Annotated in this window: 9 protein-coding genes and 1 pseudogene; all 10 read right to left on the bottom strand. The window is 71.7% G+C overall.

Translation table 11 applies throughout. The features are described from left to right. Window positions 1-51 precede the first annotated feature (51 nt). The gene (locus tag WAB15_RS35560) at window positions 52-981 is read right to left on the bottom strand and encodes a class I SAM-dependent methyltransferase (protein WP_407289350.1); all 930 of its coding nucleotides are present in this window, start codon (window positions 979-981) and stop codon (window positions 52-54) included. Window positions 982-1153: 172 nt separating this feature from the next. Next, on the bottom strand, window positions 1154-3061 hold the full coding sequence (locus WAB15_RS35565; protein WP_407288804.1) for an acyltransferase domain-containing protein: 1908 nt from the start codon (window positions 3059-3061) through the stop codon (window positions 1154-1156). Continuing rightward, window positions 3034-3450, bottom strand: a complete 417-nt coding sequence (locus WAB15_RS35570; RefSeq protein ID WP_407289351.1) for an acyltransferase domain-containing protein — start codon at window positions 3448-3450, stop codon at window positions 3034-3036. The genes WAB15_RS35565 and WAB15_RS35570 overlap by 28 nt, the downstream gene beginning before the upstream one ends. A 159-nt stretch (window positions 3451-3609) precedes the next feature. Further along, window positions 3610-3825, bottom strand: a pseudogene (locus WAB15_RS35575) (hypothetical protein); the annotation flags it as partial. Continuing rightward, entirely contained in the window at window positions 3726-5093 is a 1368-nt protein-coding gene (locus tag WAB15_RS35580; protein WP_407288805.1) for a polyketide synthase, read from the bottom strand. The gene WAB15_RS35580 and the pseudogene WAB15_RS35575, both read right to left, overlap by 100 nt. A gap of 368 nt (window positions 5094-5461) precedes the next feature. Further along, window positions 5462-6166: a DUF2470 domain-containing protein gene (locus tag WAB15_RS35585; protein WP_399145589.1), complete on the bottom strand. Its 705-nt coding sequence runs from the start codon at window positions 6164-6166 to the stop codon at window positions 5462-5464. A 183-nt stretch (window positions 6167-6349) separates the two neighbouring features. Continuing rightward, the gene (locus WAB15_RS35590) at window positions 6350-6688 is read right to left on the bottom strand and encodes a MazG-like family protein (RefSeq protein WP_407288806.1); all 339 of its coding nucleotides are present in this window, start codon (window positions 6686-6688) and stop codon (window positions 6350-6352) included. Window positions 6689-6705: 17 nt separating this feature from the next. Then, window positions 6706-8745 (bottom strand): ATP-binding cassette domain-containing protein, encoded by a 2040-nt coding sequence (locus WAB15_RS35595; RefSeq protein WP_407288807.1) that lies wholly within the window; start codon window positions 8743-8745, stop codon window positions 6706-6708. Window positions 8746-9133: 388 nt separating this feature from the next. Next, window positions 9134-12223, bottom strand: coding sequence for a BTAD domain-containing putative transcriptional regulator (locus WAB15_RS35600; protein WP_407288808.1), 3090 nt, complete (start codon window positions 12221-12223; stop codon window positions 9134-9136). A gap of 389 nt (window positions 12224-12612) precedes the next feature. Further along, on the bottom strand, window positions 12613-13569 hold the full coding sequence (locus WAB15_RS35605; RefSeq protein WP_407288809.1) for an NAD-dependent epimerase/dehydratase family protein: 957 nt from the start codon (window positions 13567-13569) through the stop codon (window positions 12613-12615). Window positions 13570-13607 lie beyond the last annotated feature (38 nt).

Here is a 13607-nt window from a genome sequence, read left to right on the forward strand (position 1 = left end):
GCGGGGGTCTGGGCACGCTCGGGTCAGGGGGGAGGGCGCCGCTGGGGTGGGTCACCAGCCACAGTTCGAGGTGCGGCCCTGCGGAAGGCGGCCTTCCCGGGCCTGCGCCAACCCGCGCAGCAGAGTCGCTCGTCGGGCGGTGTGCTCGGTGAGTCCGGCCACGCCGGAGGGGGCGCGGTCGGCCAGGACCAGCACCAGGTGGAGGTCCTCGGCCGGTTCACCGATCTCTTGTCGCCACTCCCGTACGTCCTCGTCGGCGCGGACGCGGCGGACCGCATGCCGTCCGTCGGCGGTGAGCAGCTCCGCCACGGAGTCGGCGAGCGACTCCTCGGCGGGCTCCTCCGTGACCAGGACGAAGGCCGCGCCCCGCGGACCGACGGGCGGTTCGGGCGGCGGTTCACGGGGCTTCCGGGGAGCGGTGGCCAGCATGACGGAGGCGGAGGTGAGGTCCGACGCGCGGTCGTCCCCCGTCTGGACGAGGTCGGTGAAGCCGCAGCGCTCCAGCAGCGGCGGCCACTCCTCCCGGGGCAGCAGGATGGCGCCCGGGCGCAGCTCGTGGTCGGTGTGGTGGTGCAAGAGGCTGTCCAGGAACCCGAACCAGGGGATCAGCGCTTCGGGATGGTGGTGCTCGATGCTCAGCAGACGGCCACCGGGGGCCAGGAGGGCGGCGATCCGCTCCAGGGTGGCGGTGAGGTCCTTGCCGGTGTGCAGGGAGTTGGCGGCGACCACCAGGTCGAAACCGCCCTCGGCCAGGCCCTGCTCCACCGGATCCACGTCGAGGTCGAAGGTGCGGTACCGCACGAAGTCGTACCGCGCGAAGCGCTGCTGGGCGCGGGGGAGGAAGTACGCCGACACGTCGGTGTACAGGTACGTGGTGCGGTCGGCCGGCAGGACGGGGAGCAGGGCGCCGGTCAGGCCGCCGGTGCCGGCGCCGACTTCCAGGACGCGCAGCGGGCGGTCGGCCGGCCAGCGCCGGGCCATTTCCCCGGCCAGCGTCTGCGCGATGCGGTGGTGGAAGCGGTTGAGGGGTGCGGTGTCGAAGAACAGCTCAAGGACGTGTTCCGCCCCCTCGCCGGTCAAGATCTCCAGCGGGTCGTGCTCTCCGCGAAGCAGCTGCGGGATCTGCGAGCTGTTGCGCACCGCCAGCGCCACTTCATTGCCGAACGCGGGAAAGTCCAGCAATGCCGTGCCGAGCAGATCCGACGACGGCCCTTCGGCGGACGTCAGCACCCAGTGGCCAGGCGCCGTACGGGTGACGAGACCGCGCCGCTCCAGGACCGGCAGCTCCAGCTTCATCAGGGGAAGGTACTTCTCCAGCATGCCTGCCGCGGTCAGCTCCGCCGGTGTGAACGGCTCGGCGGGATCGGGCAGAAGGGCTCTGATGGCTGCCGTCATCACTTCGGCGAAGTACTCCTGAAACCGCTCCGCCGCCTCGGCGCACCGCAACGGCCGTACGGTCCGGCGCAGTTCCGCAATGCGCTCCTCGCAGGCGGCGGCGATCAGCCGGGAGTCGGGCAGCGGGCTCGGCGGGGCCGGGGTGTCGGTGTGCGGGGCGGCGCGGAGCACGGTGTGATGCCGGGTCACGGGTGCGTGCACGGGGCTGGGGAGACGGCGCAGCCGGCAGCCTCGCAGTTCGACGCTGACCGTGCCGTCCTCGTCCGTGACGGTGATGTCCCAGCAGACCTCGGCGGCGGTGCGGGACCGCTCCGTGCACCAGGCCCTCGGCGGCGGGCGTACGCCAGACGTGGACGGCTTCGAAGGCCGAGGGCAGGTAGGCGTCGTCGTGCGCCGTCAGTCGCCTCGACAGCAGCGGCGCACCGGCCTGCAGCGCGCCGTCGAGGAGCGCGGGGTGTGCCGTGAAGTGCTGCGTCGGCTCGGACATTCGGTAGGCGGCCAGCACCTCGCCCGACCCCACGCGCAGCTCGGTCAGGACCTGGAAGGCGGGTCCGTACGCCAACCCCTTCTCCGCCAGCGCCGTGTACTGGTCGGCCGCGGCGATGCGGCGCGTGCAGCGGGCCCGGAGGCCGGCCGGATCCAGGGGACCGGGGGCGCCGCCGATACGCCGCCGGACCCGTGCGCGCACATGCGGCCGCGGTTCGCCGGCGCCCTCGTCGGTGCTGGTGATGGTCGCCACTTGGTCATCCGGGTTCAGCGCGACCTGGGTGTGGACGGCGGAGGCCTCGGCCCAGGGGATGGTCAGCGGGCTGCTGATGTCCATACGGTCCACCGACACCGCCGTCCCCAGTGCCCGTTCGCCGGCCGCCAGCAGCATCTCCAGAAATCCGGTGGCGGGTATGACGACGGAGCCGGCCACCCGGTGGTCGGTGAGCCACGGCACCAGGACCGGTTCGACGGCGCCGGACCACAGGGGCATGGGAGCGGCCACCTTGGCGCCGAGAAGCGGGTGGTCCAACGGCCCGTTGCGGGTCCACAGTTCCTTGCCGCCGCCCCAGTGCCGTTCCCGTTGCCACGGGTAGGCGGGCAGGCCGACGACCTGGCCCGGTTGAGGGAAGTACCGGCTCCAGTCGGTGGCCGCTCCGGCGGCGAGCAGGGTGGCGCGGGTGGTGGCCAGGTCTTTCGGCCCGTCGGCTGCGCGGTGCAACGTCGGCAGTACGGCGGTGGTCGTCCGCGGGCGGTCGGCCGTGATCCGGCGCAGATAGGAACGCAGGACGGGGTGGGGGCCGATCTCCACGAAAAGGTCTGCGCCGTCGTCCAGGGCACTGTCGACGGCCGCGGCGAACAGGACCGGCCGGCGGACGTTGCGCCACCAGTAAGCGGCGTCCAGGTCCATGCCGGCGATGCGTGCGCCGGTCACCGTGGAGTAGAGCGGCACTCGGCCCCGTGCGGGCGCCAGGCCCTCCAACGCCCGCAGCAGCGGCTCCCGGAGAGGATCCATGGCGGCGCTGTGGAAGGCGTAGTCCAGTTCCAGCACCGTGCAGACGGTGTCCTGGGCGATCATGTCGGCGGCGAGGGAGCGCAGTTGGGGCTCGGGTCCGGAAACCGTCACGTCCCGGTCGGAGTTGATGGCGGCGATCACCAACCCCGGGCGATCCGACAGCACTTCGGCGGCCTGTGACGGCGCCCAGGCCGAGGGCCGCCATCCGGCCGCGATCCCGCGGTGGCCGCCTGGGCTCGGCTGCGTACCGCGAGGACCTCGGCGGCCTGGGCCAGGGTGAGGGCTCCGGCGGTGTGGGCGGCGGCCACCTCGCCCACGCTGTGGCCGAGCACCATCGCCGGTTGCACCCCTTGGGAGCGCAGTACGGCGACGACGCCCAACTGCACGGCGAACAACAGTGGTTGTGCCACCTCGGTCGCCGCCGGCCGCCGGTCTTCTCGTGGTCGGGCCATCTCCTCGGCCACCGACCAGCCCAGCCGGGGCGCCAGTTCGGCGTCCACCGACGCGACGGCCGCGCGGAAGACCGGGTCGTTGGTGAGCAGATCCGCGCCCATGCCGGGCCACTGCGAACCGTTGCCGGAGAACACGAACGCCACCCGGCCGCTGTGCACCGCCTCGGCGGTCGGACCGGAGCCGTGCTCGGCGATTCGGGCGAGTTTGTCCGTGGCCTCCTGCGGCGTGCGGGCGAGGACGGCGGTGCGGTGCGCGTGTTTGCCCCGACGCAGGCAGGAGGTGTAGGCGAGGTCGTAGAAGCCCTCCGGATCGGCGGTCCTGAGGTGCTGCGCCATGCGGGAGGTCGCCTCGGTCAGCGCCTGAGGGGTGCGGGCCGTCACCAGGATCGGCAGGCCTTCCGGGGGTGGGGTGCCGCCGCCCGGTGGCATCGGTGGCGGGCTGCGGCGCCGTACGATGGTATGGGCGTTGGCGCCGCCGAAGCCGAAGGAGTTGACGCCGACGACCGGCCGCGCCGTGGCCGGCAGGGGCAGCGGTTTTCGGTGACCAGGTCGATGCCCAGTCCCGTGAAGTCGATGTGTGGATTCGGGATTGCGGCATGCAGGGAGGCGGGGACGGTGCGGTGCTGCAGAACCAGCAGGGCTTTGCACAGCCCCGCCATTCCGGAGGCCGGTTCGAGGTGGCCCACGTTGGTCTTGATCGAACCGATCGGCAGCGGGCCGGTGATGCGCCGGATGCCCAGGGCCTGGCCGATGGCCTGGGCCTCCATCGGGTCCCCCGCGAGGGTCCCGGTGCCGTGTGCTTCGAAGTAGACCAGTTCGTCCGGGTGCACTCCGAAGTCCGCGTACACCCGGCGCAGCAGATCCTCCTGTGCCTCGGGGTTGGGCAGGGAGAGCCCCGCCGTGCGTCCGTCGCTGTTGCTGGCGCTGCCCAGGATCACCGCGTGCACCCGGTCGCCGTCGGCCAGTGCGTCGGTGAGGCGCTTGAGCAGCACCATGCCGCCGCCCTCCGCGCGGACGAAGCCGTCGGCGTCCGCGGAGAAGGCGGCGCACTTGCCGCGCTGGGAGAGCATCGACGCCTGTGAGAAGCCGACGTAGTGGTACGGCGAGAGCAGGACGTTCGCGCCGCCGCACAGCACCATGCGGCTGGTGCCGTCCCACAGCGTGCGGCAGGCGCGGTCCAGAGCCACCAGCGAGGACGAGCACGCGGTGTCCACCGCCATGCTCGGGCCGTGCAGGTCGAAGGCGTGGGAGAGCCGGTTGGCGGCGATGGAGGAGGCCGCACCCGACATCGTGTACGGGCTGATGGCCCATGGTTTGAGCATCTGCAGGGCGCCGTAGGAGGCGTCGGAGATGCCGATGTAGACGGCTGTGTCGGAGCCTGCCAGCAGTGCCGGGTCGATCGCCCCGTCGTCCAGTGCCTCCGTGGTCAACTCCAGCAGCAGCCGGTGCTGCGGGTCCAGCTGCGTGGCCTCCCTCGGGGAGATCCCGAAGTACGCGGCGTCGAAGGAGGCGATGTCGGACAGGAAGCCGCCCGCGGCGGTGTAGCTCTTGCCGGTGCGCGGCATGCTCGTATCGATGAAGCGGGTGGGGTCGAACCGTTCGGCGGGCGCCGCACCGACCAGGTCCCGGCCCGTTTCCAGCGCTCGCCACAGCTCACCCAGATCGCCGATGTCACCGGGCAATCGGCAGGCGGCCCCCACGATGGCGATCGGCTGGTACCGGCCGGGTGCGTTGCTCGCGCTCATCCGCGCTCCTCACATGGTGCCGGGGCGCGACGGAGCATGAAGCGAGCGGCTCTGAGGGCTCCGCCATTCTTCCTGCGATAGGCGCGCCCTCGGAGACGGAGGCTTGCGGGGCTCGGCATCGCCGCTGCCCAGTGGTGCCGACAGCGCAATGCTCCAAGAAGTCCAGGCGCGGCACGAGAGGGCAGAACGTGGCACCGGCCGTGCCGACACCACCCTCGCGAGGCCCCGTCAACTCACTGAGCAGCACTTTCCACGGGGCTGACGAGGCGGTCGCGCCGAAAGGCCCAGCAGCAAGTTCACCGTTGTGGGGGACCGTTGCTCATCCGACGACCCGCCGCGTCAACCGGCCCCCTGATGCCGCCCGGCGGTCAGGCCGGCAGATGGTTCGCATGGGACAGACGGCGTGCCGTGGCGAGGAGGGCGTGGATCTGCGGACCGGCCTGGTCGATGTCGGTCACCGGGGTCTTGAACGGCAGCCGGACGTCGTGGTGGGTGTGGGGGTATTCCAGGCGCAGGGTCACGCCGTAGCGGTCCATCGCCACCGGGAGGGCGCGCAGCATGCCGCTGCCCGGACGAGGGCGGACGAGGCGCAGCAGCAGGGGGACGAGTTCGCCGTGGTCGTCCACGAGGTGGGTCAGCATGCTCGCTTCGTTGGTCGCGATCGGGTCGAGTTCGGTCACCTCAAGGGCGTGGAGGTCGACGTAGCTGCGCCCCCGGGCGTCCTCCAGGACCGCCTGGCCGAACTCCATACAGGTGCTCTCGGTGGCCTGCGCGCTGTACGGGCCGGCCAGCAGTCCGGTCACCGTGACGCGGGCCCGCACCCGGTCGCGTACGGGGGTGGGGGCGATGTCGGTGAGCTCCAACCGGACCGGGATGCGCGTTGCCGTCTGGGCGTCGGGGTCCTCGCACGGCGCGTGCAGGTGGAAGTGGCCCATCGCCCCCGCGCCGTCGAGACGACGCACTTCGCTGTGCAGTCCGTCGCTCACTACGGTCATCGAATGGGCGGCGGCCAGGATCGACCGGACGCGCTCGGCGGCGGTCGGTGCGGCGGCGCGGGTGGGGAAGGGGCGCATCCGGGTGCTCCAGACGAGGGTAGGGAGACGCAACCAGTGAAGCGTCTACTTAGGTAAGCCTAACCTAATGTGAAGCGGAAGGGTTGCCTCCCGGCACACGAACCCCTCTTACGCGCCTCGCCGCATTCGGTGGAGCATCGCGCGCCCGCGTGAGCCGGATTGCCGGATCACAGGAGTGCCGGATCAAGAGCGCTCGTCACCTAGGAACTTGACCGATTTCGCGGCCAGTTGCCGATGCAGATACTCCGCTGCGTCATCGGGTCGCATACGGGCAAGGGCGACCAACCCGGTGATGACCACGTCCGCGACCTCGGCGTGCACGTCCTGCCAGGTGTGGCTGTCGCCCTTGCGCGGGTTGGTGCCGCGCACACCGATGACGGCCTGCGCGGCCTCGCCCGTCTCCTCGGCGATCTTCAGCACCTGCAACGTCCACTGCTGCGCCTGATCCAGCCCCCGCTCGCCGTCATGCGCGGTGAAGCGGCGGGCCAGGTGCGCGATGGTGTCCCAGATGTGTCCGTCCATGGTGGAGTGGTCCTCTTTCACGAGTGAGCCGTCCTGGAGTCGCTGACAGGGGTTGCGGGTTCGGTCTGGTAGCCGGCTGCCTGGAGGGTGAACATCTGGGCGTAGTCGCCTCCGAGGGACATGAGGTCTTGGTGGGAGCCCGATTCGGTGATGCGTCCGGCGTCGAAGACGTAGATGTGGTCGCAGTCGACGACACTGGCCAGCCGGTGGGAGATCAGCACGGTGATCTGGTCGTCGCGGAGCTTGCCGCGCAGCACCGCCTGGTAGACGTCGTGTTCGGCGCGCGGGTCCATGCTCGCGGTCGGCTCGTCCAGCAGCAGCACGGGAGCGTCCTTGTAGAGGCCGCGGGCCACCGCGATCTTCGCCCACTGTCCGGCCGACAGTTCCTGGCCGTCGCGGAACCGCTTGGACAGCAGCGCCTGCCAGGTACCGGGCAGACCTGCGATGACCTGTGCGGCACCGGAGGCGCGCGCGGCGGCCAGCGCCCGCTGCGGGTCGGCCTCGGTGAGCGTGCCGCGGGAGACCGTGAGGTTGGCCAGGGCGCTGAAGGGGAAGCGGACCGGGTCCTGCAGCACCGTGGCCACCCGCTGTTGGAGGGACTCGGTGTCCAGGTCCGCGGCATCCACCCCGTCCCACAGGACCGACCCCTTCTGTGGGGTGTAGAGACCGGCGATCAGACGTGAACACGTGCTCTTCCCGGACCCGTTGAGGCCGACGAAGGCCACGGTCTCTCCGGCGCGCAGGGTCAGGGAGATGCCGTCGAGGGCGGGGGTGTCGTTGCCGGGGTAGGTGTAGCCGACGTTCTGGAGGACGATCTCCGCGACGGTTCGGGGTGCTTGTCGCCTGCCATGGCACGGCTGGAGCGTGCGGCATCGCTCCTGGAAGGCCAGCAGGTCGGTCACCCACAACGCGTGCTCGTAGACGAGGTGGGCGACTTCGACGAACTGGGTCAGGGAGGTCCGACCGGCCTGGATGGCGATCACCGCGCCCGCGCCGGCCGCCAGCGGCAGCCATCCGGCGATCAGCATGGCACCCAGCGCGACGTAGGTGACTCCGGCTCCGATCCCGCCCAGACCCTGCCCCGCCAGCGTGAGCCACGCGGCACTCACCCCCAGGCGGGTGTCCTCCTCGGCGATGCGCGTCGTCAGGCGGCGGTGTTCGTCGAGCAGGGCCTTTTGGGCGGTGTCGGCGCGCAGCTCGGCGGCCGAGTCGCGGTCCAGCAGGAGCCAGGAGAAGACCCGTACCCGGCGCTGCAGGGCGTTCCACCGCCGGAAGCTGTGGAACCGCGCCCGGGCGGTGCGCACCGCTGCGGCGCCCACGGGCAGGACGGACAGCGGGAGCAGGGGGAGCAGCAGGGGGTGCAGGACGGTCAGGACACCGGCGGTGCCGATCAGCCCCAGGAAGGCGGAGGCCAGGGAGACGACCTGGCCGACGATCTGCCGCGCGTAGAACAGCCCGCGGTCGTTGGCCCGGTAGGCGTCGTCGTGCCAGTCGGAGTCGTCGACCACCTCAAGGCGGACGTGTGCGGTCAGTTGGAGGAAGTCACTCTCCAATGCGGTACGGATCTTCGGCGTCACGCGGGCCTGCGCGACGGAGACACCGGCTTCGAGCAGGGCCCGGGCGGCGAGGAAGGCCACCACGAGCAGGATCTGCGGGACGGCGGCGCGGACCTTGTCGGGGGTCGGGCCCTGGGCGAACAGCTGCTGGAGGACGGCGACGGAGGCCGCCAGGCCGAAGGCGGACATCGCCGCGGACACCAGTTGGAGCACCACCACGGCCACGGTGGCCGGGCGGTCGGTCCGCCATGCCAGCCGGCCGATCTGGCGCACGGTGCGCGGAAGCCCGGCGAGGATCTGGCCGACCGTGGCCTGGGCCGCGGCCCCGTCGTAGATCGACCAGTACGCCTCCTTGAGCCCGTCGGTGATGTCGTCGCTCGCCGGGCCGGCGGGCATCGACGACGGTGGCAGCGCCAGCACCGCACCGCGGGGCGTGGGTACTTGCCTCGGTACCTCTTTCCGTGGATCGGTGGAGGCGGTCGGCTCGTCGGTCTCGCTCATGCCCGCCACCTCGCATCCGGTCGTGAGGGGCGGCGGGCGCCGGGCACCCAGGCGTCCACCACTCGCCCTGAGACGTCCTCGGCCAGGCACGGGCCAGAGGGCCGATATTCGAACGCGGCGGGTCCCTCCGCGGGGACGGTTAAGGGATTCAGGGTTCCTCCAGGGGAGGTGATGAGTACAGGTGCTCTAAGAACGGCCCGGATCGCTACCCGTAACGGGTATGTCGGGGGCAGATCCTGAACGCATGTTCCAATCGCCGGTGGAGGGTGCTTGGCGCTTGGGGAGCGGGTTTCGAACAGCTCGGATCGCTCTGAGTCACGGCTACGGCGTGAGACCTGCCGAGCCGCGCTACGGCGTGAGCCCCACGGCTACGGCGTGAGCCCCGCGCCTACGGCGTGAGCGCCGCCGCTCGCGGCAGCAGCCGGGCGAACGGCCACTGCGGCCGGTAGCAGAAGTACTCGCCGCGCGTCTCGACCTCCTCGGCGGCCGAGGCGCCGGTCCGCCGGGCCTCGTCCTGGGCGCCCGCGGAGTGCAGGGCGTCGGCGAGCAGCCCGAGGTGGAGGGTTCGGCGCAGCACGGTCCGGTACGGGGCCGCGTCCCGCAGCGCCCTCCGCATCCGGGTCAGCCCCCTCTCGTGCATGCCCTGGTGCACCTCGGCCCAGCCGAGCGGGACCGCGAGCATGCGCTGCCAGAACGGCAGTTGGCAGCGGGCGGCGAGGTCCAGGCCCGCCCTGCCGGCGGACAGGGCACCCCGTACGTCGTGCTCGGTGATGGCGATCAGGGCATCCACGTACCGGGCGAAGGCCCTGTCCCAGGGCCGTTCGTAGCGGTCGGACTGGGTGACGTTCAGCAGTTCCGAACGGTAGCGCCGGGCCTGGGTCGGGTCGTCGTTGAGGCAGTGGCCGAGGGCCAGGTGGGCCCGGTAGCCGATGCGCTGGTCCCGCTGGAGCGCGCAGGGGGTGTCGAGGGTGTCGGTGATCTCGACGCCTTCGGCGAGCGCGGCGAGTGCCTCGTCCAGCCGGCCGCTCACATAGAGGGTGACCCCGTCCACGTAGCAGGCCGCCGACCGTGCCTGCGGCCCGCCGCCGTGGTCGGCCAACTCGTAGAGCAGACCGCCGATCTCCGCCGCCTGCGCATAGTGGCCCGAGGTGAGCGCGCTGATCGCCTGCACGTGCAGCAGCCCGGTGGGCCGGCTGGCGTCGAAGGCCCGCTCCAGCTGCTGGGCATCGTCGAGCGCCTTCTCGAAGCGGGCCGAGCCGTAGCCGTCCATCAGGGCGTGCAGCCGCATCATCCGCTTGCGCAACTCCATTTCCACGGCGGCGGTCGGCTCGTCCGCGGGCAGCGCCGCGACGACCGACGCCGCGGCCTGCAGCCAGTGCAGCGCGGCCGTGTGGGAGAAGCGGGCCTGCTCCCGGTCGGCCAGCGCCAGCAGTGGGCGCAGGCCCACGCGGGGACCCAGGAACCGGGCGGCCGCCAGGCAGTGGTGGCGGATCTCGGCGGTGTCGTCGCCCGGCTGGCAGCGCGGAGCCAGCAGGGTGGCCACACGTTGGTGCCACCGGGCGCGGGTGACCGGCTGGATGGCGTCCAGGAGGAAGTCACGCGTCAGGCCGTGGGTGAAGGAGAGCCGGCCTTCGGCGGCCGGGTCGTGGCGGAGCAGACCGGTCTGCACCGCGTCGTCGATCAGCGTGTGCCCCAGCCCCAGCGTGGACAGGAGGTCCGCCAGCAGGGGACGGTCCACGTCCATGCCCATCACGGCGCAGAGGGTCAGCACATCGAGCGTGTCCGCGGAGCACTCGCTCAGCCGCTCGTGCAGCACCTCGCGCACCTCGAAAGGGACCGAGGGCCGCTCCCCGGTGGTGGGTGCGCCGACCGCGCCGAGCAGGAGGAAGGGGTTGCCGCCGGAGGCGCGTTGGAGCCGCCGGGTCTCGCCCGGCGAGGGCGTCGCTCCCGACGCCGAGGCGATTAACTCCCGGCTCTGCTCCTCGGTGAGCCCCTCCAGCCGGAGCATGCTGGTGTTGCCCTCTTGGAGGACGCGGGCCACGGCACGGCGCACCGCCGGAGTCCTCGCCAGCTCGTGGTCGCGGAGCGTGGCCACCAGCATGACCCGGGCCTGGCCGACCTGTTTGACCAGCAGTTGGAGCACTTCGAGTACGGGGGCGTGGGCGAGGTGCAGATCTTCGACCAGCAGCACCACCGGCGTCCGACGCGCGGCGGCGAGCACGGCCTGGCAGATCCGCATCTGGTGGGCGAGATGCTGCTCGGGCGGCCATTCGGCCCGCGCGACGAGGTTCACGGAGCCGGTCTCGCCCGTGCCGCCGTCGGACTCCAGCTGTCGTACGAGGTGTTCCCACGTCCAGTAGCCGGGGTCCGACGGTGTCCCGACGCAGTGCGAGCGCACCACCTGGAACCCGTCGGCGGCAAGACCGCGCTCGGCCTGCTCCAGCAGCCATGTCTTGCCGATGCCCTGCTCACCGCAGACCAGCACCACATGGCCACGACCGCTGAGGGCCTTGGCCCGCAGGCGCTCCAGCCGCTGCATCTCCGCCCGGCGGCCGACGAGCCGGTCGCCGGGCGGCGGGGACACCGCGGGCGCCGGCTCCTCGACCGGCGGCACGGGGGTCGGGACCGGGACCGGGGCCGGTGCTGGTGCCGAGGCCGCTCCCGAAGGCAGTACGGTCCGTTGCGCCGGCTCCGGGCCCGGCGGGGCCGAAAGGTCCTGCCGCAGGATCCTCGCGTGCAGCACCTGAAGTTCCCTGCTGAGATCGGCCCCCAGGTCCTCCGCCACCGCATGGCGCATCCGCTCGTACGTCAACAGCGCCTCCGCCGACTGGCCGAAGTGGTACTGGGCCGTCATCAGTTGCCCGCCCAGCCGCTCCAGTCCGGGATTGCGGCTCAGTTCCTCACCGAGCCGGACCGTCACCTCCTCGTAGCCGCCCAGATCGAGGCTGGCCTGGGCCCACACCTCAAGCGCCCGAAGGCGGATGCGTTCCAGGCGGTCCGCCTCCGCCACCGCGAACTCATAGCCGTACAACTCGCCCATCGGGGTGCCGTTCCACAGCTCCAGGGCGGTCCACGCCGTCGAGCGAGCGGCGTGGAGATCGCCGGCCTTGAGCAGTTCCCGGCTGTCCCCGACCCGCGCCTCGAAGACCGCGGCATCGACCAGTCGGGCATCGGCTGCCAGGACGTAGCCCTGGAGATGGTGGACGACCCGGACGGAGTGGTCGTGGCGGTGCAGCGCCTTCCTCAGTCGGGAGACGTACGCCTGCAGCGTCGAGGTCGCCTGACTCGGTGGGTTGGACCCCCAGATCGCCTTGGTGATCACGGGCAGCGACACCACGCTGCCGACGTGGATCACCAGCAGGGCGAGCAGAGCACGCTGCTTCGGCGTACCGAGATCCACCTGCTCCGCACCGGAACTGACGCTTAACGGGCCGAGGATCTCGAATCGAAGGCCGGGGGACCGTACATCGTCTTTCATCGTGCATCCCGACTGGAGAGATTTACGGAGGAGGGGGGAAGGGGGCGACGCAGAGGGGAGGACGGGGTCTCAGTCGTTCATCGAGACGCAAAGGGGGGAGGGCGGGTTCACCGAGACATGCGCTCCGTTGTTCTCGGCGAGGTCCGAGTCAGAGCGTGCGGGGTCGGCCGTCCGCACGGCAACGAATCCGGGCCGAAGAAGAAGGCTGGAATGCCGACACGGCGCTGACCTGCGGAAACACCCCTTGCCCGGAACGCCTTCCTGGGACGCCCGCCGCTCACCCGACCAGGACACCGACGGCATACGGTGGTGGACCCGGGCCGGTACGCCATGGCGCGATATCCCGGAGCGGTACGGGACCTGGGGCGCCAACGGCCGGGTGCGGCAGGTCAGTTCCGCGAGCCGGCCAGCAGTGTGCGGTACCAGCCGAGGGTGGCGTCGAGCGTCGCCTCCAGCGGCGCCGGACGGAGGCCGAAGGACCGCTCGAACGCCGAGGAGTCCACGATCTGCGCCTCGGTGTGCTGGTAGAACATCTCCGCGTACTCGTCCATGAAGGTCGCGTCGAACGGCCCGAAGGGGCGGGGCTCGTCGAGCACCACCCGCCGCAGCGGGCCGCCCACCCGCTCCTCGATCATCGAGTGGATCTCGCGGGTGGTGCGGGCGGGAGCGGTGGGCAGATGCCACACCCGGCCGTCGCCTTCCGGGTTCTCGCCGAGGGTGGCCAGTCCCTTCGCCACGTCCTGGATGGCCGTGTAGCTGTGCGGCAGGTCGATGTCGCCCAGCGCGAGGACCTCGCCGCCGGTCAGTGCGGGCGGGAACACCGCGCCGCCGAGCGTCGAGTTGAGCACGCCGGGGCCGACGAAGTCGGCCGACCGGCCGAGGACGACACGGGCCCGCCCCGCACGCTGAGCGGCAAGATAGGCCTCGTCCAGCTCCGCCCGCATCACTCCCTTGCGGCTCGTCGCCCGCCAGGGAGTGTCCTCCGTCATCGCCTCGCCGTGCGTCGGGCCGTACGGGTACAGGGTGTCCAGGACGACCAGCCGTGCCCCGGTCGCCTCGACGGCGGCCAGCACCGCCTGCTGGACCCGGGGCATCACCGCGGTCTGCTGGTGATAGGCGACGTTCACGCAGTGGTACACGACATCCGCGCCCTCGACGGCGGCCCGCGCCCCGTCGTGCGTGCTCACATCGGCGGCACGGCGCTCCACGCCCTCGGGGGCGCCGTCCGGCGTCGAGCGGCTGACCAGTCGTACGGCATGGCCCCGGCGGGCGAGCTCCGCGGCGAGCGTGGTGCCGGCCGGGCCGGCGCCCAGAACGACATGGAGACGGCGTGCTGCAACAGACATGGCGATTCCTTCTCTCCGGGATGGCGGGTGGTTCGGAT

It is taken from the genome of Streptomyces sirii (assembly GCF_045690365.1).
GTDB lineage: Bacteria > Actinomycetota > Actinomycetes > Streptomycetales > Streptomycetaceae > Streptomyces > Streptomyces sirii.